The 21458-nt window shown below is 69.2% G+C and carries 20 protein-coding genes; 7 read left to right on the top strand and 13 right to left on the bottom strand.

Annotation, left to right across the window (positions count from 1 at the left end):
* Positions 1–3 precede the first annotated feature (3 nt).
* Together G6016_RS09990 and G6016_RS09985 are read right to left on the bottom strand one after the other, a co-directional pair.
* A complete protein-coding gene (locus G6016_RS09990; protein WP_182632517.1) occupies positions 4–1179 on the bottom strand; it encodes an acyl-CoA dehydrogenase family protein in 1176 nt (391 codons plus the stop codon).
* 28 nt (positions 1180–1207) lie between these two features.
* The gene (locus G6016_RS09985) at positions 1208–2734 is read right to left on the bottom strand and encodes a CoA-acylating methylmalonate-semialdehyde dehydrogenase (protein ID WP_182632516.1); all 1527 of its coding nucleotides are present in this window, start codon (positions 2732–2734) and stop codon (positions 1208–1210) included.
* 210 nt (positions 2735–2944) lie between these two features.
* Between G6016_RS09985 and G6016_RS09980 the strand changes: the two genes are divergently transcribed.
* A complete protein-coding gene (locus G6016_RS09980) occupies positions 2945–4666 on the top strand; it encodes an AMP-binding protein (RefSeq protein ID WP_182632515.1) in 1722 nt (573 codons plus the stop codon).
* A gap of 225 nt (positions 4667–4891) precedes the next feature.
* On the opposite strand, the gene G6016_RS09975 is transcribed toward G6016_RS09980, so the two are convergent.
* The 5 genes from G6016_RS09975 to G6016_RS09955 all read right to left on the bottom strand — a co-directional run bounded on the left by G6016_RS09975 (position 4892) and on the right by G6016_RS09955 (position 9774).
* On the bottom strand, positions 4892–5785 hold the full coding sequence (locus tag G6016_RS09975; RefSeq protein WP_182632514.1) for an SDR family NAD(P)-dependent oxidoreductase: 894 nt from the start codon (positions 5783–5785) through the stop codon (positions 4892–4894).
* A 108-nt stretch (positions 5786–5893) separates the two neighbouring features.
* The gene (locus G6016_RS09970) at positions 5894–7177 is read right to left on the bottom strand and encodes a hypothetical protein (protein WP_182632513.1); all 1284 of its coding nucleotides are present in this window, start codon (positions 7175–7177) and stop codon (positions 5894–5896) included.
* Complete coding sequence (locus tag G6016_RS09965; RefSeq protein WP_182632512.1) at positions 7174–7968, bottom strand: SDR family oxidoreductase; 795 nt, start codon at positions 7966–7968, stop codon at positions 7174–7176. The genes G6016_RS09970 and G6016_RS09965 overlap by 4 nt, the downstream gene beginning before the upstream one ends.
* Entirely contained in the window at positions 7968–9182 is a 1215-nt protein-coding gene (locus G6016_RS09960) for a cytochrome P450 (RefSeq protein WP_182632511.1), read from the bottom strand. The genes G6016_RS09965 and G6016_RS09960 overlap by 1 nt, the downstream gene beginning before the upstream one ends.
* Before the next feature lie 10 nt (positions 9183–9192).
* Positions 9193–9774, bottom strand: coding sequence for a TetR/AcrR family transcriptional regulator (locus G6016_RS09955; RefSeq protein WP_182632510.1), 582 nt, complete (start codon positions 9772–9774; stop codon positions 9193–9195).
* 73 nt (positions 9775–9847) lie between these two features.
* On the opposite strand from G6016_RS09955, the gene G6016_RS09950 reads away from it, so the two are divergent.
* From G6016_RS09950 to G6016_RS09930, 5 genes are all read left to right on the top strand, one after another.
* The gene (locus tag G6016_RS09950; RefSeq protein WP_182632509.1) at positions 9848–11323 is read left to right on the top strand and encodes an aldehyde dehydrogenase; all 1476 of its coding nucleotides are present in this window, start codon (positions 9848–9850) and stop codon (positions 11321–11323) included.
* 126 nt (positions 11324–11449) lie between these two features.
* Positions 11450–12202 (top strand): SDR family oxidoreductase, encoded by a 753-nt coding sequence (locus tag G6016_RS09945; protein WP_182632508.1) that lies wholly within the window; start codon positions 11450–11452, stop codon positions 12200–12202.
* The gene (locus G6016_RS09940; RefSeq protein WP_182632507.1) at positions 12199–13191 is read left to right on the top strand and encodes an NAD(P)-dependent oxidoreductase; all 993 of its coding nucleotides are present in this window, start codon (positions 12199–12201) and stop codon (positions 13189–13191) included. The genes G6016_RS09945 and G6016_RS09940 overlap by 4 nt, the downstream gene beginning before the upstream one ends.
* Positions 13191–13589, top strand: a complete 399-nt coding sequence (locus G6016_RS09935; RefSeq protein WP_182632506.1) for a carboxymuconolactone decarboxylase family protein — start codon at positions 13191–13193, stop codon at positions 13587–13589. Before G6016_RS09940 ends, G6016_RS09935 begins: the two co-directional genes overlap by 1 nt.
* A gap of 109 nt (positions 13590–13698) precedes the next feature.
* The gene (locus G6016_RS09930) at positions 13699–14364 is read left to right on the top strand and encodes a class I SAM-dependent methyltransferase (protein WP_182632505.1); all 666 of its coding nucleotides are present in this window, start codon (positions 13699–13701) and stop codon (positions 14362–14364) included.
* 62 nt (positions 14365–14426) lie between these two features.
* Here G6016_RS09930 and G6016_RS09925 read toward each other — a convergent pair whose 3' ends face one another.
* Positions 14427–16445 carry a vWA domain-containing protein gene (locus G6016_RS09925; protein ID WP_182632504.1) on the bottom strand — a complete coding sequence of 673 codons (2019 nt, stop codon included), beginning with the start codon at positions 16443–16445 and terminating at the stop codon, positions 14427–14429.
* A 65-nt stretch (positions 16446–16510) separates the two neighbouring features.
* Positions 16511–17917 (bottom strand): sigma 54-interacting transcriptional regulator, encoded by a 1407-nt coding sequence (locus G6016_RS09920; protein WP_182632503.1) that lies wholly within the window; start codon positions 17915–17917, stop codon positions 16511–16513.
* Positions 17918–17971: 54 nt separating this feature from the next.
* Between G6016_RS09920 and G6016_RS09915 the strand changes: the two genes are divergently transcribed.
* Entirely contained in the window at positions 17972–18388 is a 417-nt protein-coding gene (locus G6016_RS09915) for a YccF domain-containing protein (protein WP_182632502.1), read from the top strand.
* 238 nt (positions 18389–18626) lie between these two features.
* Here G6016_RS09915 and G6016_RS09910 read toward each other — a convergent pair whose 3' ends face one another.
* The 4 genes from G6016_RS09910 to G6016_RS09895 form a co-directional block, all read right to left on the bottom strand.
* Positions 18627–19082 carry a carboxymuconolactone decarboxylase family protein gene (locus G6016_RS09910; protein WP_182632501.1) on the bottom strand — a complete coding sequence of 152 codons (456 nt, stop codon included), beginning with the start codon at positions 19080–19082 and terminating at the stop codon, positions 18627–18629.
* 1 nt (position 19083) lies between these two features.
* Positions 19084–19446, bottom strand: a complete 363-nt coding sequence (locus G6016_RS09905) for a GNAT family N-acetyltransferase (RefSeq protein ID WP_182632500.1) — start codon at positions 19444–19446, stop codon at positions 19084–19086.
* Between the two features lie 32 nt (positions 19447–19478).
* On the bottom strand, positions 19479–20504 hold the full coding sequence (locus tag G6016_RS09900) for a pirin family protein (protein WP_182632499.1): 1026 nt from the start codon (positions 20502–20504) through the stop codon (positions 19479–19481).
* Positions 20505–20613: 109 nt separating this feature from the next.
* On the bottom strand, positions 20614–21458 hold an 845-nt coding region (locus tag G6016_RS09895), incomplete at its 5' end, for an SDR family NAD(P)-dependent oxidoreductase (RefSeq protein WP_182632498.1).

Genomic DNA, 21458 nt, shown 5'->3' with positions numbered 1-21458 from the left:
CTTCTATGCTCCCAGTCCGCGTGCGGCGACGGCCCTGCCGACGACGACACGCATGATCTCGTTCGTTCCCTCCAGGATGCGATGCACCCGGAGATCCCGCACGATCTTCTCGATTCCGTACTCGGCCAGATACCCGTATCCGCCGAACAGTTGCAGTGCGCGGTCGGCGATGTCGAAGCACCGGTCGGTCACGAACAGCTTGGCCATGGCGCACAGTTCGACGTGGTCCGGCTCCTTGGCATCCAGGGCCGCGGCCGCACGCCACAACAGGAGCCGACTGGCCTCCAACTCGGTGGCCATCTCGGCCAGCGTGAAGCGGATGGTCGGCTCGTCGATGAGTGCGCCGCCGAACGCCTCGCGGTCCCGAAGATGCGCCACCGCCTGGGCGTAGGCCTGCTGGGCGCCGCCCAGCGAGCAGGCCGCGATGTTGATGCGGCCGCCGTTGAGACCCTTCATGGCGATGGTGAAGCCGAGGCCCTCGCCGCCGGTGTCCGCGCCGCCGATGAGGTTGGCGGCCGGCACCCGGACGCCCTCCATGATCACCTGCGCCGTGGGCTGCGCGTTCCAGCCCATCTTCTGCTCGTTGGGACCGAAGCTCAGCCCCTCCGAGTCGGCCGGGACGATGAACGTCGAGATGCCCTTGGCCCCCGCCTCACCGGTCCGTGCCATCACCACGTAGACGTCCGATTGACCGCCACCGGAGATGAACTGCTTGGTACCGGTCAGCACGTACTCCGCGTCCGGGCCCTCGCCCTCCTTCACCGCCTTGGTCCGCAGCGCCGCGGCGTCCGAGCCGGCACCGGGCTCGGTGAGGCAGTAACTCGCGAAGAGCTCCATCGACGCGAGCTTCGGGATCCACTGGTGCCGCTGCTCGTCGGTGCCGAACTCGTCGATCATCCACACGCACATGTTGTGGATCGACAGGTACGCCGCCACCGACGGACAGCCGCGGGCCAGCTGCTCGAAGATGCGCACCCCGTCCAGGCGACGCATCCCGCTGCCGCCCACATCCTCAGAGACGTAGATCGCACCCATGCCCATCTCGGCCGCTTCCCTCAGAACGTCCTTCGGGAAATGATGGCCTTCGTCCCATTCAATCGCGTGGGGCGCTATCCGCTTGTCCGAGAATTCTCGCGCTGCGTCGACGATGACCTTGTCGTCGTCATCAAGGGTGAACATGTCCGTTCCTCTCCTACGGTGACCGACGTCAGTCCATGGTCGGGATGACGAACTCGGCGCCATCCTTGATGCCCGAGGGCCAGCGCTGCGTGACCGTCTTGACCTTGGAGTAGAACTTGATCGACTCCGGGCCGTGCTGGTTGAGGTCGCCGAATCCGGACTTCTTCCAGCCGCCGAAGGTGTGGTAGGCGATCGGCACCGGGATCGGGACGTTGACGCCGACCATGCCGACCTCGACGCGGGAGACGAACTCGCGGGCGGCGTCGCCGTCGCGGGTGAAGATGGCCACGCCGTTGCCGTACTCGTGCTCGTTCGGCAGGGCCAGGGCCTCCTCGAAGTCGTTCGCGCGCACGATCGCCAGGACCGGGCCGAAGATCTCGTCGGTGTAGATGCTCATGTCGGTGGTGACGTTGTCGAACAGCGTCGGCCCGACGAAGTAGCCGCCGGAGATGTCCTCACCGTTGTACTCGGCGTTGTAGGCGCCGACGCCACGGCCGTCGACGAGGATCTTCGCCCCGGCCTTCTCGCCCTGGTCGATGTAGTCGAGCACCCGGGCCTTGGACTCGGGCGTGACCAGCGGACCGTAATCCGACTGCGGGTCGTGGCTGTGGCCGACCTTGAGGGCCTTGACCTTCGGCAGCAGCTTCTCGAGCAGGCGCTCCGCGGTGCCCTCGCCGACCGGGACGGCGACCGAGATGGCCATGCAGCGCTCACCGGCCGAGCCGAAACCGGCCCCGACCAGTGCGTCCGCGACCTGGTCCAGGTCGGCGTCCGGCATGATGATCGCGTGGTTCTTGGCGCCACCGAAGCACTGGGCGCGCTTGCCGGTGCGGGCGGCGTTCTCGTAGATGTACTGCGCGATCGGGGTGGAGCCGACGAAGCCCACGGCCTTGATCGTCTCGCTGTCGAGGATCGCGTCGACGGCCTCCTTGTCGCCGTGGACGACCTGGAAGACACCGTCCGGCAGGCCGGCCTCGGTGAACAGCTCCGCCAGACGGACCGGCACGGAGGGGTCGCGCTCGGAGGGCTTGAGGACGAACGCGTTGCCACAGGCCAGCGCCGGGCCGGCCTTCCACAGCGGGATCATGGCCGGGAAGTTGAACGGGGTGATGCCGGCGACGACGCCGAGCGGCTGGCGCATCGAGTAGACGTCGACGCCCGTGCCGGCGCTCTCCGTGTATTCGCCCTTGAGCAGGTGCGGGATACCGATGGAGAACTCGATGACCTCGAGGCCACGCTGGATGTCGCCGCGGGCGTCCGGGGTGGTCTTGCCGTGCTCGATGGCCAGCAGCTCGGCGAGCTCGTCCATGTTCTGGTTGACCAGGTCGACGAAGCGCATGAGCACGCGGGCGCGCTTCTGCGGGTTCATGGCCGCCCACTCCTTCTGGGCGACGGCGGCCTTGGCGATGACGTCGTCGACCTCGGCCTTGGACGCGAGCGGCACGACGGCCTGCGCCTTACCTGTGCTCGGGTTGAGCACCTCCTGGCTGCGGCCGCCGGTCGCGGCGACACGCTTTCCGTTGATGTAGTGCTCGACCTGCCTCAGATCCGACATGGGGTTCCCTTCTCGACCTACGGGTGGCGACCTCTGCTGGCCACTGCCCTATCCCGTGATGACCATCACCATATACTTGCACATCCTAGTAATCCAGGGCCGAGCGCGGAAGTGGGTGCCAACCCTCCTCTTTCGGGTGTATCGACCCACGTCGCCCGCGACATAGTGTGAGCTGACTCACTAGATACACGTCTGTCGACAGGAGCATCCATGCCCCCGCTCTCCACCGAGGCCACCGAGAAGTTCCGCGCCGCGCGCGATTTCCTCCAGGCCCACGCCGAGGACTACGACGCCGCCCGGGCTGGCTTCTCCTGGCCCGAACTCGACGAGTGGAACTGGGCTCTGAACTGGTTCGACGTCCAGGCCGAGGGCAATACCGACCCGGCGCTGTGGATCGTGGAGGAGAACGACGGCGGCGGCGCGCCCACCGAGGCCAAGTACTCGTTCGACGAGATACGCATCCGATCTGACCGCACCGCGAACTGGCTGCGCGAGCGTGGCGTCGAGCCCGGCGACCGGATCCTGCTCATGCTCGCCAACCAGGTGGAACTGTGGGACGTCATGCTTGCGGTGATCAAGCTGGGAGCCGTGGTCATCCCGGCCACGACGCTGCTCGCCGAGGGCGACCTGCGCGACCGGATCTCCCGGGGCGGAATCAGCCATGTGATCGCCCGCTCCGAACTGGCCGACCGCTTCGACGCCATCTCCGGTGACTACCAGCGCATCTCAGTCGGCGGCGCCGCCGAGGGCTGGACCGATATCGCGGCCGCGATGGACGCCTCCCCGGATTTCCAGCCGAGCCACACCACCCGCGCCGACGACACCCTGCTGCTGTACTTCACCTCGGGCACCACCAGTAAGCCCAAGCTCGTGGAGCACACGCACGCCTCGTACCCGGCCGGCCACCTGTCGACCATGTACTGGATCGGACTGCAGCCCGGCGACGTCCACCTCAACGTCTCGTCGCCCGGTTGGGCCAAGCACGCGTGGTCGAACGTCTTCACCCCGTGGATCGCCGGGTCGTGCGTGTTCATTTACAACTACTCCCGCTTCGATGCGACGGCGATGATGCGCGAGATGGACCGCTGCGGCGTGACCAGCCTGTGCTGCCCGCCCACGGTGTGGCGCATGCTCATCCAGGCCGACCTCGGCCAGCTCCAGAACCCGCCGCGCCTGGCCGTCGGCGCGGGCGAGCCCCTCAACCCCGAGGTGATCGGCCGGGTTCGCGATGCCTGGGGCGTGACCATCCGCGACGGTTTCGGGCAGACCGAGACCACGGTGCAGATCGCCAACACCCCCGGCCAGCCGATCAAGGACGGCTCGATGGGACGGCCCTGCCCCGGATTCGACGTGGCGCTCGTGGACCCGGCTACCGGCGAGGAGGTCACCGAGGACGGCGCCGAGGGCGAGATCTGCCTGCGCCTGGACCCCCGCCCGCTCGGCCTGATGGTCGGCTATCACGGCGACGCCGAGCGCACCGATGCCGCATACGCCGACGGTTTTTACCACACCGGTGACGTGGGCTCGCGGGACGCGGAAGGCTACATCACGTACGTCGGCCGCACCGACGACGTGTTCAAGTCGTCGGACTACCGCATCTCGCCCTTCGAGTTGGAGTCGGTCCTGCTGGAGCACCCCGCGGTAGCCGAGGCGGCGGTCGTCCCGTCCCCGGACCCGGTCCGACTGAGCGTGCCCAAGGCATTCGTGGTGCTGGCCGGGGGCTGGGCACCGGACGAGGGCACGGCCCGCGAGATCTTCGAGTACTCACGCACCCACCTGGCGGGCTACAAGCGGATCCGTCGCCTGCAGTTCACGGACCTGCCCAAGACCATCTCCGGCAAGATCCGGCGCGTGGAACTCCGCAAGGGCGAGTCTGACAACGGCCCCTCGGTGGACTTCCCCGGCGAGTTCCGCGAGGACGCCCTGCGCTGAGACGCAGCCGCGCCTGAACATTGCGTCTCGCGTGCGCCGCGGGGCGAGCGAGACGCCATCGGGGGGAGCGGCTGCGGGATTGGGGCGCAGGCACGGACGCGAGACTCCATCGGGAGGAGCGGCTGTGCCCCGGGCGCCCTGGTAGCCCCGGCCGCCCCTACCCCAGGCTTCAGGCACTAGCTCGAGCATGCGAGTGGGCACCGTTGGCGGCCACTGACAAGCACCTCAGTTCCGCAGGTGGCCGTCGATCTCCTCGGGGCTCCAGGGCGGGCTGTCGTGGAAGTCGCGATAGGCCAGGATCTGCGCCTCGGGTGTGGGGAACCGGCCGAGGAACCCGCCGGAACCGGCGAACACCTGGCCGGTGATCCCCTGCGACAGCCCCGTCGCTAGATAGGTGTAGAGAGGTGCGACGTATTCGGGCCCGGCCGGGTCGAGTGCGCCGGCGACGCTGATTTCATCTAGCATCCCGCGACGGCCCAGCTCGCGGATCTGCTGCTCGTAGTCGTCGCCCTCCGACAATCTGGTGCGCGCGCCGGGACAGACGACGTTGGCCCGGACCCCGTGCTCGGCGAGTTCGGCGGCGATCGCCATGGTCAGCGACGTCACCGCCCCCTTGCCGGCCGGATATCCGGTCCCGCCGTAGTCGCCCTTCCAGGCGAACGAGGAGGTGGTGACGATCGTCCCCCGGCCGGCGGCCACGAAATGTGGGGCGAACTCCCGGCAGGGAGCGAAGACGGTCCCCAGGTGGGCGTCCATGAGATCGCCGAATTCATCGTGGGAGACGGTGAGAATCGACGATCCCGGCGGCTCGGCGACACCCGCGCACGTGATGAGTCCCGCCACTTCCGAGCCCCCGTCACCGGCTCTTTCGAGGAGCTCGCGTGCCACATCGGGACGATGGGAGGATCCGGCGACCCCGCTGATGCGTCCGGTCGATCGCGCACCCAACTCCGCGACCTGCGCCTGCAGCGCATTGTCGTCGCGGCCGTTCAGCACCACATCAGCGCCGCGGGCCGCGAGGTCCTCGGCCACGGCGGCCCCGATGCCCCGGGAGGACCCGGTGATCGCGAAAGCCTGCCCGTCCAACCGCAATGACTGATCGGTCTCGTCGTTTGTCATTGCTGGGTCCTCCGGTCGGTGGATGGGGTGGACGAAACGGACGGCGCGGCCAGGCGGCCACGCGGAAGACGTTGACGTGGAGCCGCCGGCCTTCGTGGGTGGCGTCGGTCAGACCGGCGTGATCGGCAGCGCCTTGCGGGCGGGGCCGAACTCGAACGCCGCGCCGGTACTGATCCGGGTCACGGCGACCTCGTCGGATTCCTTGGCCGCCGTCTCCCCGAGCCGGAGGACAGCCTCGATCCGCGTGCCGTCGCCGGGCACGGCCTCGACGGTCCAATGCGGGTCGACCGCCTGCGCCGCCGCTTCGAGCGAGCGCAGGTCGCCGGCTGCCAGCAGCGGAGCCCAGGTGTCGTCGGCGAAGGCATCCGCCGAGGTATCCCAGGACACGGTGAGCTCGGTCCCGTCGTCGGAGACGCGGGAGGAGTAGCCGGTGTAGGCGACGGGCCCGGCCAGCGGGTGCACGTCCAGCACAGCGGCGAGCCCGCGCGCGTCGGCATCCACGCCGAGCACGTCCCGGATGCGTCCCGCGGCAACGCCCGCAATGCCGGTGGCCTGGTAGGCCAGCAGCCGGTCGGCGGTGGCGGTGTCCGAGCGACGGCGAACCGATTGGTAGAAGCCCACCGCCAACAGGTGCATCTGCAGGTAGATCTCGCGGGTGATGCGGATCAGCGCGGCCGAGGTGAATTCGGAGAACACCAGGTCGGCGAGCAGCGGCCCCGAGTAGTCGTCACGGCTGCCCTCGCCCGTGGTGTCGCGGGGCTCCGGCGGCGTGAATTCGAAGTCGATGATCCGCGACGACGCGGACTCGACCGCCGGCTCCGGCAACGGCGCGGGCTCGACATCCGGGTCGATCCGCACGGTCCAGTGGCAGTGCGGGGTCCGCCCCTCCGGGCTGCGTGGCGGCCGATGGATGGGTTCGACGACGGCGCGCGGGTTGGTGGCCAGCGCGGTGGCCGGGAAGGTCGGGTCCTCGATGTCGTGGCACATCGTGGTGACGAGCCGGTCCCCCATCGGTTCGACGTCCATGAGGGCTCCGCAGTGGTCGAGCCAGAACTCGCCGTTGTCGTGATCGGTGACGCCGTATCGGAAGTCCATGAATTCCGGGGGCGCGCCCACGTCGAGCTGGAACCCCTTGAAGATCTCGGCGACGCCGTCACCGGTGATCGACAGCGCCTCCTTCATACGACGGGCGTAGTGGGGGCTGGCGGCCTGCCACTCCTCGATCGCCACCTCGCCCATCCCGTCCACGCCGAACTCGCCGAGCAGCGCGGGCATGCCGGCGCGGTCGATGAGCTGGCCGATCAGCAGGAGATCGGGCACCAGGCGCGCGAGGGTGGCGTGGTCGAGCCCCTCCAACGGGTCGGGACAGTTCGCCGGGGTATGCCTGCTCATGAGTAGTCCTCCTCGATGGGGGCCTCGGGCTGGATCTCCAGTTCGGTGATCTGTGCGCCGCGCGGCATCGACACCATCGCGGTGACTCCGCGGGCGAGGTCGGAAGGCTTGCACATGCGCGGGTGGCGGCCGAAGCCGTGCTTGACCCAGTCGTTGATGACGGCCTCGGCGGTGGCCGGGTCGAACTCGGTGCCCATCTCGGTCATCACCGGACCGGGCCGGACCACACCGAGCCGCACCCCGGTGCCCTCGAGCTCCTTCCGGGCCTGATTCGCCATGTTCTCGAGCCCGGCCTTGGCGGCGACGTACGCGCCGGAGCGGGGCCGCGCCGTGTACGCCACGTCAGATCCGATGACGACGACATCACCGCGTCGGCGGCTGATCATCCCGGGCAGGACCGCGTGGAGCATCCTGTGCACCGACATCAGGTGGATGTCCATCTGGGCGGCGAAATCCTCCGGCGACAGCTCCCAGACGCGGCCCATCTGCAGGGAGCCGGCACTGGAGACGAGCACCTCGGGATCACCGTAGGCATCGGTGGCCGCGGCCACGAACGCCGCTACCGAGTCGGCGTCGGTGACATCGACCGCGCACGCCGTGGCCTCGCCACCGGCCTCTCTGATGCTGGCGACCAACTCGTCGAGGCGGCTGGCCCGGCGGGCGCCCACCACGACGGGGTGTCCCAGCGCGGCCAGGGCTTCAGCGGAGGCCCGACCGATTCCCGAAGAGGCACCGGTGACCAGCGCCGGGCGCTCCGCACCTGCCAGCTGTGGCGGAAAACGAAGGCTCATCAGTTACTCAGCTCTAGCCGCATCGGCAGGTGCGCGAATCCACGCACGTTGGACGAGTGCACGCGCTCGGCACCCGGCAGGATCTCGTACCCCGTGATGGACGTCGAGATCATGTCGAGCGCGACACGGCCCTCGAGCCGGGCCAGGTGTGCACCCAGACAGAAGTGCGGTCCCTGACCGAAGCTCAGGCTCGCCGACGTGTCGCGGTGGAGATCGTAGACGTCGCCGTCGTCAAAAATTTCCTCGTCGCGGTTGCCCGACCCGATGAGCAGGAGCACCTTCTGGTCCGCGGGGATCTTGACGCCGCGGATCGTGGTCTCGGTCGTGGTGGTGCGCAGGACCATCTGACTGGAGGTGTCGAAACGCAGGGTCTCCTCGACCCACTGCGGGACCATCGCCGGGTCGTCGAGGACCAGCTGGCTCTGCTGGGGGTACTCGTGTCCCCAGTACAGGGCGTTGGCCAGGAGTTTGGTGGTGGTCTCGTTGCCGGCCACGACCATGAGGAACAGGAAGGACAGGATCTCGTCCTCGTCGAGCTTCTCGCCGTCGATCTCCGCGTCGATCAGCGCCGAGGTGAGGTCCTCGGTGCGCTCCTTGCGGCGCTCGGCAACCATGTCCTGGTAGTAGGCGATGAGGTCCAGCGCGGCGACCATGGACTCCTTCGGGAGGTCCTGCTTGCCCTCCTCGCGGTGCATCACCTGGTCGGCCAGGCGGCGCAGCTCGGTGCGGTCGGCCTCGGGCACGCCCATGAGGTCGGAGATGACGTCCATGGGCAGCTTGCCTGCGTAGTCGTCGACGAAGTCGATCGCCTCACCGTCGCGGGCGCGCTCCAGGCACTCGTCCCAGTACTGACGCGAGATCTTCTCGATCCCCTCCCGCAGTGCGTCCACGCGGCGGGAGGTGAAGCCCTTGCTGACCAATCGGCGCAGCCGCGCGTGCCGGGGATCGTCCATCGCGAGGAACGACATGGTCTTGTAGGCGTGCGGGCCGTACGCGGCCGGGTCGAGCGAGACGCCCATGGCGCTGGAGAACACGTCCGGCGCGCGGAACGCCTCGCGCACGTCGTCGTACTTGCTCAGGGCCCAGAAGTCGAGCTCGGCGTTGTGGTAAACCGGCGCCTCGGCGCGGAGCCGCGAATAGAACGGGTAGGGGTCCTCGTGAACGTCGTAGTCGTACGGGCTGAAGATGAGCGGTGCCGGGTTTGCAGTGGTCATTGTGGTTCTGTCACCTCAAGATCAGTCGTGCGGCGGATTCGATCGCGTCTGCCATGTCCGAGTAGGAGCCGTAGCCCATGCCTGCCCTGACGAGCGCCCCCGCGTAGACCATTTCCAGTGCGGAGATCACGTCGTCGTTGTCGTCGTCGTAGTCATCACCCAGCGCCGTCACCAGACGGCGACGGATGTCGACACCGATTCTCATCCGGAGGTGGGACACCTCCGGGTCGTCCCCCAGCAGCGCCGCGGTGACCGCCGAGGACAGTTCGGGCTCATCGGCGATCAGCAGGGCGACGTCCCGCAGGACCCCGACCACCCTGTCGACGGTCGAGCCGTCCGAGGCGAACTCGGGCGCGTGGTCCTCCAACCGCCGCCAGAACACCTCGGCGATGAGATGCCCCTTGGACGAGAAGTAGGTGTAGGCGGTCGCCGGGGCGACCCCCGCCCGGGAGGCCACGGTCCGAACCGACAGCCCTCCGGGACCGTTCTCCCGCAGCACCTCGACAGCAGCGCTGGTCAGGCGTTCGACCGTCTCGGCCTGTTGGCCGTTGAGCCGGCGCCTGGTGGATTCGAATCGGACGTCAGTGGACATAAGTCTGGACAGTACACCACCCGCCGGACTATCGTCTAGACAGTTGTCTACCCATGCCGACGGAAGGTCCCACGTGACGACGAGCTTCACCGATCCAGCGCCACTACTCATCGGCGGCGCGCTGCGCCAGACCTCATCCGGCGCTACGTTCGAGGTTCTCAATCCGGCCACCGAGGAGGTCGTCGGCGCGGCCGCCGACGCCACCGCCGAGGACATGGACGCCGCGATCGCCGCTGCCCGCACCGCGTTCGACACCACCGACTGGTCGACCAATCACGCGTTCCGCGCGAAGTGCCTGCGCCAGCTGCGCGACGCCCTGCAGTCCCACACCGAGGAACTGCGCGATCTGACCATCGCCGAGGTGGGTGCGCCGCACATGTTCACCACCGGCCCCCAGCTCGAGGGCCCCATCGCGGACCTCGGCTGGCTGGCCGACCTCGTTGAGAGCTACCAGTGGACCGAGGACCTGGGCCCCTCGGAGGTCATGGGGGTCAAGTCCCACCGCACGACCCGCCGCGAGGCGATCGGGGTCGTGGGCGCCATCACGCCGTGGAACTTCCCCAACCAGATCAACCTCGCCAAGATCGGTCCCGCGCTGGCCGCCGGCTGCACCGTGGTCCTCAAGCCGGCGCCCGATACCCCGCTCATCGCCGCCGCCATGGCGCGCATCGCGGCCGAGGAGACCGACATCCCGGCCGGCGTCCTCAACGTGGTGTCCTCCTCGGATCACGGGATCGGCGCCCAGCTGACCACCGATCCGCGCGTCGACCTGGTGTCCTTCACCGGCTCCACCGCGACAGGCAAGAAGATCATGGTCTCCGCCGCGGAGTCGCTGAAGAAGGTCTTCCTCGAGCTGGGCGGCAAGTCCGCCTCGGTGGTACTCGACGACGCCGATCTCGGCACCGCCTGCTTCATGACCGCCCTCAACACCTGTACCCACGCCGGCCAGGGCTGCGCGCTGACCACCCGCCTGGTGGTGCCGCGTGAGAAGTACGACGAGGCGATCGAGGCCGCCAAGGGAGCCATGGCCTCCTTCGCCCCGACCGACCCCACCGATCCCGGCGCGTTCTGCGGCCCGGTGATCTCCGCCGTCCAGCGCGAGCGGATCGAGGGCTACATCGAACTCGCCCGCTCCGAGGGCGGCACCATCGAGATCGGTGGCGGGCGTCCCACCGGCGAGGGCAAGGACCGCGGATTCTGGATCGAGCCGACCCTCATCTCGGGTCTCGACAACTCGGCGCGCGTGGCACAGGAGGAGATCTTCGGTCCCGTCCTGGTGATCATCCCGCACGACGGTGACGAGGACGCGATCCGCATCGCCAACGACTCCCCCTACGGCCTGTCCGGCGCGGTGTGGGGCACCGACCCGGAGCGCGTCGAGAAGGTCGTGTCCGGCATCCGCACCGGCACCCTCGGCGTCAACGGCGGCCAGTGGTACGGCGCGGACGTTCCGTTCGGCGGCTACAAGCAGTCCGGCATCGGCCGGGAGATGGGCCGCGAGGGCTTCGAGGAGTACCTCGAGATCAAGTCCGTCGCCACCCCTGCCTGACCCGGCCCCACCCACCGCACCCTGCCCGGCCCGGCACTTCGCCGGGCCGAGCCGGGTCCACGTCGGCGCCCGAGGCGGCGTCGCATCCACCACACAGCACCAACACTTCGAGGAGACACGAAAATCATGGGACGTTTCGACGGCAAGTCAGTGATCGTGACCGGCGCGGCCGGGGGCATCGGTGAGCAGTACGCCAAGGCCCTCGCGGCCGAGGGCGCCAAGGTCGTGGTGGCCGATGTCTCTGCCGAGCAGGGCGAGCGCGTCGCCTCCGAGATCGTCGCCGCCGGCGGCGAGGCCTTCTTCCAGCACACCGACGTCTCGGACGAGGCCTCGGCCAAGGCCTGCGCGGACGCCACGGTCGAGCGCTTCGGCGAGCTGAACATGCTGGTCAACAACGCCGCGATCTTCGGCGGCATGAAGTTGGACTTCCTCATCACGGTGCCGTGGGACTACTACGAGAAGTTCATGTCGGTGAACTTCAACGGCGCACTGCTCATGGTGCGCGCCTGCTGGGAGAAGATGGCCGCGGCCGGCGGCGGCGCGATCGTCAACCAGTCCTCCACCGCGGCGTGGCTGTACTCGGGCTTCTACGGCCTGGCCAAGGTCGGCGTCAACGGCCTCACCCAGCAGCTGGCCACCGAGCTCGGCGGCTCGAACATCCGCATCAACGCCATCGCGCCGGGCCCGATCGACACCGAGGCCAACCGCACCTCCACGCCGCAGGAGATCGTCAACGACATGGTCGACAAGCTTCCGCTCAAGCGGATCGGCCAGCCGGAGGATCTGGTCGGCATGATGCTGTTCCTGCTGTCGGATGAGGCCAGCTGGGTCACCGGTCAGATCTTCAACGTCGATGGCGGACAGGTCATCCGGTCATGACGGCCCAGTCCGATGCCCCCATCGGTCCCGGCTCCCCCGACGCCAACCCCGCCCCGGTCGGCTTCATCGGCCTGGGCAACATGGGTGCGCCCATCGCCAAGCAGCTGCTGGCGTGGGCGGGCGGGCTGGTGGTGTGTGACGTGCGCGCCGAGGCCACCGAGCCGTTCGTCGCCGAGGGTGCCACCGCCGCCGCGACGGCCGACGAGGTCGCGCGCACGGCACGACTGATCTCGGTGACCGTGCTCAACGACGAGCAGGTCCGCGACGTGGTGGACGGTCCGCAGGGCATCCTGCGCACCGCCGCCCCGGGCACGGTGATCGCGGTCCACTCCACGATCTCCGACTCCACGGCTGTAGAGCTGGCCGAGGTCTGTGCCGCCGCCGGCGTGCATCTGATCGACGCCCCCGTCTCGGGCGGAGCGCAGGGCGCGGAATCCGGCGAGCTCGCCGTGATGGTCGGCGGCCCGCGCGAGGTCTACGACGCCTGCAAGCCGGCGTTCAAACTCTGGGCGGGCATGCCGGTCCACGCCGGCGAGGTGGGTGCGGGCACCCGCATGAAGCTCGCGCGGAACCTGCTGCACTTCATCTCGTTCACCGCCACGGCCGAGGCGTCGCGTCTGGCCGAGGCCGCCGGGATCGACATCGCCAAGCTGGGCCGCGTGGTCCGCCACACCGACGCCATCACCGGTGGCGCCGGGGCGGTCATGCTCCGCGACACCACCGCGCCGATAGCCGAGGATGACTTCTGGCACGGCGTGTTCACCCACGTCCGCGGCCTGGGCGAGAAGGACCTGTCCCTCGCCCTCGGCCTGGCCGACCGCCTGGACGTGGACCTGCCCCTGGGCACCATCGCCCTGCGCGACCTGGGCGCCGGGTTCGGCGTGGGGCCGGGCGAGATCGCGCTGGCCTCCAGCGTCGGTGCGGGTACAGGTTCACCCGGGGATGACGACGACGACAACAGCGCCACCAGCGGCGAGAAGGAGTCCTGATGAGCAGCGAGGCAGATTCCGCGTTGAGCCCGGAGCGCGCACACGGCCTGGCGAAGATGACCGAGGCGTACGGTTTCGAGATGTCCGACGGCCCCGGCGACTATTTCGCCGAGACCGCCGACCATCTCTTCGGCCGGATCTGGTCCCGTCCCGGCCTGACCCATCGGGATCGTCGCCTGCTCCTGCTCGGTGCACTGACCGCGCAGGGCAACTCCGATGTGGCCGACATCCAGGTGGGCGCCGCGCTGGGCAACGGTGAGCTCACTCCGGAGGAGCTGGAGGAGATCGTGATCTTCCTCTGTTACTACGCGGGTTGGCCGAACGGCACCAAGCTCGGCAACGTGGTGGGCCCGCACGTAGCCCGGGCCCGTAAGGCCGCACGCCGCGCCGAGGGCTGAGCGCCTAGGACGAGAACGCCGGGGCCGCGACTGCGGCTGCCGGCTACAGCTGAACGCTCGGGCGGGGCTGGGACCCACGGTCCGAGCCCCGCCCGATAAGTTGGAGACCATGGTTAAGACCGCACCCGAGATCGAAACGTCGCTGCTGGCCGCGGCGCTCGCCGCCCCCGGCTTCATGCCGCTGGAAGAGGGCCACACCCTGTACGAGATCGCCTGCGAGTACCTGGGCGACGGCGTCGGGGTGGAGATCGGCACGTACTGCGGCCGCTCGACGGTCTTCCTCGGTGCAGCCGCCCGCGTGACCGGCGGCAGCATCGTCACCGTCGACCACCACCGGGGCTCCGAGGAGCACCAGCCGGGCTGGGAGTACCACGACGCCGAGCTCGTCGACCCGCACACCGGTCGCCTCGAGACGCTCGGGAAGTTCCGGCACACGATCTGGGATGCGGGCCTCGACGACGTGGTCACCGCCGCGGTCGGCAGCTCGCGGCAGGTCGCCCGCGTGTGGGGCAAGCAGGCCTCCTTCGTGTTCATCGACGGCGGGCATTCGTCCGAGGCGGCGCAGGCGGACTACGAGGGCTGGGCCCCGTGGGTCGAGGTCGGCGGCGCACTGCTCATCCACGATGTGTTCCCGAATCCCGAGGACGGCGGCCGGCCCCCGTACGAGATCTACTGCCGTGCACTCGAGTCGGGCCAGTTCACCGAGGTCCGTGCCGTGGACTCACTACGGGTCCTGCGCCGCACCTCCGGCGAGGTCGGCGCACCTCTGCCTTGATCACACCGCTGCCCTGATCGACACGTCCGCCGGCAACGGCACCGACTTCGCGGCCGCTGGGTTCACATCGCCCAGCGGCCGCCGGCGTTCCACGGGTCCGACGCCCCTGGCCGGCCCCGCCGCGTGTGCAGGAACCGGCCGACCACCGCCGCGCCCAGGTCGTCGACCTCCGGCGCGACCACCGTGCCGCCCGCCCGCCGGGCCAGCGCATCGAGGAAGCGCGACAGTCCGGGGTCTTCGCCCAGACGGAAGAACGTCGTCTGCGCGCCGAATCGGGACACCCGGTCGAGTTCGTCGACGGTGGTGCGGATGGTCTCCGGATCCGGCGGATATGAGAACCACGGCTCGCCACCGGGGAGCAGGTGCGACGTCGGCTCGCCGTCGGTGACGATGAGCAGCACCGGCTGCATCGTGGGATGCTCCCGGAAGAACCGCCCCGCCAGCAGCAGCGCGTGGTGCAGGTTGGTCCCCGGCTCGTAGCGGGCGTCCAATGAAAGCAGGTGCTCGATGCTCTGCGACTGCGCGATCCTGCCGAACGAGATCAAGTGCATCCGGTCCTGCCGGAACCGCGTGCTGATCAAATGATGCAGGGCCAGCGCGGTGCGTTTCATCGGAACCCAGCGGCCCTCCATCGCCATGGAGAACGAGGTGTCCACCAGCAGGGCGACGGCCGCCTGGGTGCGGGCCTCCGTCTCCCGGACCTCGATGTCCTCGGGAAGCAGCCGAATGCCCTGATCAGTCTGGCGCCCCTCCGCCGCCGAGCGGGTGATCGCGTTGGTCACGGTGCGCGGCACATCCCAGGATGCCGTGTCGCCGAACTCCCACTGCCGGCTCGCCCCGGTCTGCTCCCCCGCCGCGCCCGACGCCCGGGTCTCGCGGGCGCCCGAACGGCCGGACAACCGGCGGGCGGCGTCGCGCAGCAGCGAACGTCCGAGTTTGCGCAGAGCCGCCGGAGACAGCCGCAGGTCGCCGTCGGGCTTGCGGCTGAGGTAGCCGGACTCGCGCATCTCCTGCTCGATGCGCGCAAGCGTCTGCACCGACACCGCCGCGTCCCGGCCGAGGTGGCGGGCGACGGCCTCGATGTCCAACTCGGACAGCGGCGAGGAGCCGGACTGCGCGAGCTGCTCGGCGAGCCGGTCGAGGTCCCCGAGCTCGGCCATCACCGCGGCACCCTCGCCCATCCCGAGGCCCTGGTCGCCCTCGAAATCCCCGGAGCCGTCCCAGTCCTCGCCCGGTCGCAGGGTCTGCAACAGCCCGTCGAGCCGACCGAGTTGGTCGGAAAGCTCCGGCGAGCCGAACGCCTGCTGCGACAGGGCCATGAGTTCCTCGCGCTGCTCGGGCGTCATCGAGTTGAGCATCCGCTGCGCCGCGGCGGAGCGGGCAGCCAGCGCGTCGATCAGCTCATCGACATTCTTCGGCTGCTCCGGGAAGGCGTCGCCATGCTTGTTCATGAACCGCTCGAAGTCCTCCTGCGTGTCCTCACCCAGCGCGTGCTTCTCCAGCAGGTCGTTCAAGTCGGAGATCATCTCCGAGACCGCGGCCCGGTCGGCGTCTGTGGCGTTCTCCAGCGCCTGCTTCATCCCGGAGAACCGCGCGTCCAGCGCCTCCCGGCCGAGCAGGTCCCGGATCTGCTCGTACGCCTGTTGTGCCTCGGTCGAGGCCCAGTCGTACTCCGACAACTCCGCGACCGCGCCGGCCGGGGAATCCGGCAGGTTCTCGATCGTCATCTCCCGCATCGTGCGGTCCAGCGGGTCCATCTGGGTGTCGCGCGCGAGCTGACCCCGCTCCGCGAGCAGCGCCTTCTCCAGGAGCTCGGAGATCTCGTCTATCGTTCCCCCGAGTCGGCTCTTCTCCAGCAACTCGCGCCGACGCCGATTGATCTCGCCCGCGAGCTCGTCCAGCCCGGTCAGGTCCCGCCCGCCGCCGCGCAGGAACTCCCGCATCGACTGCTCCGGCGAATACCCGGCCATGACGCCCTCCGACACCGCCTCCAGCGCCTCCGACAGGTCCAGCGGCGGCGCGAGCGGATCCGGCCCGCCGACATACCGTCCGTAGCGGGCGCCTCGTTCAGCTCGCGCCATCATGCACCTTCTCTCGTCGGGGCCGGCCAGGCCTGCAGTCATGACCGGATTAGCCGTATACCGCTTCAGCCGTATACCGCGGCGCCGTCGCCCGTCTCCTTGGACAACCGGCGCGACAGGTAGAGCCCCTCGAGCGCCAACTCGACCGCCCCGGCGTGCTCGCCGATGTTCGTGGCACCGGCCCGCTCGGCGATCTGGTCATACAATTCCGGCGCCTCCGGCAGGTCGGGCAGCGCGTCGACGAACTCCGCCGCCGTCACCGAGGCTCCGGTGGTCATGGTGACCTGGCCGTCGAACACCGCCACGAGCGGCGCCATGTCGATGCCGCGGAACAGATCGCGCACCACGTCGATGGTCGCGCTGCGCAGGAGATACCGGAGGATCTCCGGTTCCCGGCCCTCCTCGCCGGGCTCGAACTCGATCTTTCCGCGCAGGACGTCCACCGCGGCGTCGACGTCCACGAGGCGGGCGACTGCCTCACCGTTGTCGTCGTCCCCTAATCCACGTACCGCCACGCGACGGCGGGCGGCCGCTGCGACGGTCTCCGCGCCGGCGATCGCGAACCGCGCCGACACCCCCGACGCCTGGTTCACCGCGTCCGACGTGCGCAACTCGCGCGTGAACCGGGCAAGAAGTTCCATGAGCGGGGCCGGAACCTCCGCGGCGAGGTGCGACTCCTGCCGCACCACCTCGATCTCGTCGGCCAGGTCCAACGGGTAATGGGTGCGGATCTCGGCGCCGAAACGGTCCTTGAGCGGGGTGATGATCCGGCCGCGGTTCGTGTAGTCCTCCGGGTTGGCCGAGGCCACGACCAGCACATCCAGGGGCAGGCGCAGGACATACCCGCGGATCTGGACGTCGCGCTCCTCCATGAGGTTGAGCAGCGCCACCTGGATGCGCTCCGCCAGGTCCGGCAGCTCGTTGAGAGCCACGATCCCACGATTGGCGCGCGGCACGAGGCCGTAGTGGATCGTCTCCGGATCGCCCATGCGGCGGCCCTCCGCGACGCGCATCGGATCCACGTCGCCGATCATGTCCGCCACCGAGGTGTCCGGGGTGGACAGCTTCTCGACGTAGCGCTCGTCGCGGTGGCGCCACTCGATCAGCAGGGCGTCGCCCTCACGCTCGACCCGCTCCCGGGTGGGGTCCGTGATCGGAGCCAGCGGGTCCTCCCACAACTCCGTGCCCGCCACCACCGGCGACCACTCGTCCAGCAGCCCGACCAGCGTGCGCAGCAGGCGAGTCTTGCCCTGGCCGCGCTCGCCCAGCAACACGATGTCGTGGCCCGCGATGATCGCGCGCTCCAGCTGCGGGATCACGGTCGTCTCGAAGCCGTGCATCCCCGGCCAGGGGTCCCGGCCCTCGGCGAGCGCGTCGAGGAGATTGTGCCGCAACTCCTCTCGCAGAGTGCGGCTGCGGTACCCGGCGGCACGCAGCTCACCGAGGGTGCTGATGTCCGGTCTGGTACTCACACCTGCCACCGTAGCCCCGCTGACGCCGACGTGCCGGGGACCTAGGCTGGTGGCATGCGTGCAGTGCTCACCCTCGTCCTGAACATCATCTGGCTGGTGACCGCCGGGTTCTGGCTGTTCCTCGGATACCTCGCGGCCGGGATCCTGGCGATCATCTTCATCGTCACCATCCCGTTCGCCGTGGCCAGCTTCCGGATCGGGCTCTACGTGTTGTGGCCGTTCGGTCGGGAGGTCGTGGACACCGGTCGGTCGGGTGGGGTCGGCACCGTCGCGAACGTGGTGTGGTTCATCATCGCCGGCCTGTGGCTCGCGATCGGCCACATCGGCACCGCGATCGCGCAGGCAGTGACCATCATCGGGCTGCCGCTCGCGTGGGCGAACCTCAAGCTCATCCCCGTGACGTGCTTCCCGTTCGGTAAGGAGATCGTCTCGTCGAACCGCGCGCAGATGGTCCCGGTGGCGGGGCGCTGAGTCGGGTTTGGCGCTGGCGATTATCGGTGGCGCGCGGTTGCCCTGCGGGCGACTGAACTGCGCCGCGTTGATTTAGGTGCAATGACTGCGATTTTGGGCAACATCAGCGTCGTTTCGACGGCCTGATTCCGCACTGGTGTTGCCTAGAAAAACGCTGATGTTGCTCAGTTCTCTCAGCGCCCGGCGGCGCCGGCTGAAGCACGCGCTGCAGCGGCCGGCCAGAGCGGGGCCGGCCGCCTCAGTCGTCCAGGCGCGGCTGGTGATGGCTCGCGATGGAGATCCGGTTGAACGAGTTGATGAGAATGATCGTCCACTCCAGAGCCGCGAGCTGATCGGAGTTGAAGCACGCCGCGGCGTCGGCAAGCGCGGCGGCACGCTCATCGACGTCGTCGAGCGTCGTGAGGGTCTCGGCCAGCCTCAGCGCAGCCCGCTCGCGGGTGCCGAAAGCGTCGAGTTCACGCCAGGCCGGGAGCAGGTCGAGGCGCTTCTGCGACACCCCGGCCTTTCGGGCCGCCGGCACATGGGAGGCGAGGCAGGCCGCGCACCCGTTGATCTGCGAGACGCGCACGTTGACCAGCTCGCGCAGCGCCTCGTCCAGCCCCACCTCGTCTGAGACCTCCCGCGACGCGACGGCCGAGCGGACCATCTGCTTGTAGACCTCACGGTGGACCCGGTCCAACTGGGGAACGGCCATGTCAGGCCCCCTGCTCGCGGAGCCAGTCCAGGTCGTCCGGGGAGGGCAGGCGGTACGAGCCTGCGAACTCCTCCGAGTTCTTGTCGAGGAAACCCTTGACCATGGGACACACCGGGACGATCGTCACGCCCTCGGAGCGGGTCTCCTCGATGGCCCCGCGTACGAGTGCCGTCCCGATCCCACGACCTCCGAAGCGCTCGTCGACCACCGTGTGGTGGAAAATCCGGTCTCCATTGCGGGTGCGGAAGTGCGCCTGCCCCGCCGCCTCGCCGCCGGAGGTCCGGATCTCGAATGCGCTCTGCTCCGCATCAAGCTGCACGGTGACTGCCTCACCGGTCTTGTCTGTGTACTCGCGTGGTGCCATCGTCGTCGTCCCTTTCTCGGTTGACCCGCAGATCAGTCGGTCTGTGCTCGCGCCGCCGGGTTGATGCGCGGCTTGAGGGTCGTGGTGGGCAGGGTGGGCGCGGGCAGCCGGGTGAGCCCGGCCGGGTCGTGGCCGATGTAGCCGTGCACCCGGCCGAAGCGGTCTGAGTGCTCTTCCCACTCCTGGCGATAGCGGGCGATCTCGTCATGGGTTCGGCCGATGAAGTTCCACCACATGATGATCTCCTCCTCGAACGGTGTGCCGCCGATGAGGATCAACCGGGCCGGGGCGTCGCCGGTGTTGCGGACGGTCAGCGTCGACTCCCCTACACCTGTATAGGCGAGCTGGGTCGGCTCGACGCGCACGCCCTCGAGGGTGATATCCCCGGCGTCGACGAGCAGACCGTGTTCGTAGGTCGGGTCGACGTCCATGGTCAGCTCGGCGCCCGGTTCCAGGCGCAGTTCCGCACCGAGGAGCGGGGAGAACGTGGGAATGGGCGACGACGACCCCAGCAGCGTCCCCATGAACACCAGCGCGGAGCCGCCGTCGAAGGTGACCGGCTCGGGCGCGTAATGGTCGAAGCGGCGGCCGCTGCTCTCGCGGTGCTCGTCGGGCAGAACGGTCCACAGCTGGACGCCGTGCAGCATGGTGGTGTCCTGCGTGGAGACCTCGGTGTGGCAGATACCCGCGCCGGAGGTCATGAGGTTGACCTCGCCGGGCCGCACCGCGGCGTGGTTATCGCCAGAGTCGTGGTGGGTGACGTTGCCCTCAAAGAGCCAGCTCACGGTCTGCAGGCCGGTGTGCGGGTGCGAGGGCACGTCCATGCCGCCGGTCGCCGAGACGTCGTCCGGCCCGTAGTGGTCGACAAAGCACCAGGCCCCGATGAGGGAGCGTTGACGTTGCGGCAGGGTGCGCTTGACCGTCATCGCGCGGGGGCCACCGAGCGGCACGTCGCGCGAGGTTATGATCTCCACGCGCGCCCCGCCGAGCTCCGGCCCGCCCGGGGCGCCGCCGGCCTCACACTCGATCTCGTCTGGGTTCGGGTCCAGGTTGCTCATCGTGCCACCTCACTGCGGGTCGCGTCGGTTCTGTTCGGGCTGCTGGACGCGGAGTTCACGCTGGTCACGACTGACACCACGAGCGTTGCTGTCGCATCAACTTCCGAGCCTACGTGCGATGCTCGGCCACCTCCACCATCGCGCGCCGGGCCTCGTCGGCTTCGCGCTGCATCTCGCCCTCGCGCGCCGCGATCTTCCCGCGCAGCGCGAGCAGCAGAGCTTTGTCCACGACGGGGACGGGCAGGTGGTCGAGGAGCCGCCGCCCCAGGTCCCACTTGACCATGTAGCGACGCCGCGGGCGGCGGGTGGTGCCGGCCACCCACACCTTCTCCGCGAGCACCGACGGGTCCCCGGCGACCTCGTCCTGCCCGGCGGCCATCTCCCCCATCACCGATGCCATGGCGGCGAACGGCGAGCCCGGCCGGGTCGACTCCTGGAAGTTGCGGCGGATGGCGGCGGTCATCCCGGTGCGGAACGGCCCGGGTTGGACCAGCACGACGTCCAGCCCGAGGAACAGCAGTTCGCGCCGAAGCGCGTCGCCGTAGGCCTCGATCGCGTGCTTGCTCATCGCGTACGGGCCGTTCATCGGCATCGCGTGCTGCGGCCCGGTCTCGGAACTGATGAGCACCACCCGCCCGCTGCTCTCCCGCAGCAGCTCCCACATCGCGTGGACGGTGCGGACGGTGCCCATGACGTTCACGTCGAGCACGCGCTGGATCTTGTCCGGATCGCTCTCAGCCAGCGGACCGATCCCGAGGACCCCGGCGAAGGTGACCAGCGCGTCGACCCGCCCAAATTCGGTGCGGACGCGGTCGGCGACCGCCGCCAGCGAGTCCGAGTCGGTGACGTCGGCGGCCAGTCCGGTGATGCCGGCGCCGCCTGCGGGTGCGGCGAGGTCCACGGCCACGACGTGCCAGCCGCGCTCGGCGTAGAGTGTGGCCGTCGCCGCCCCGA

Source organism: Dietzia aerolata (genome assembly GCF_014144865.1).
In the GTDB taxonomy this organism is placed as follows: Bacteria; Actinomycetota; Actinomycetes; order Mycobacteriales; family Mycobacteriaceae; genus Dietzia; species Dietzia aerolata.
The sequence above is the reverse complement of the archived record's forward strand: the minus strand, read 5'-3'. Positions and strand labels throughout refer to the sequence as shown.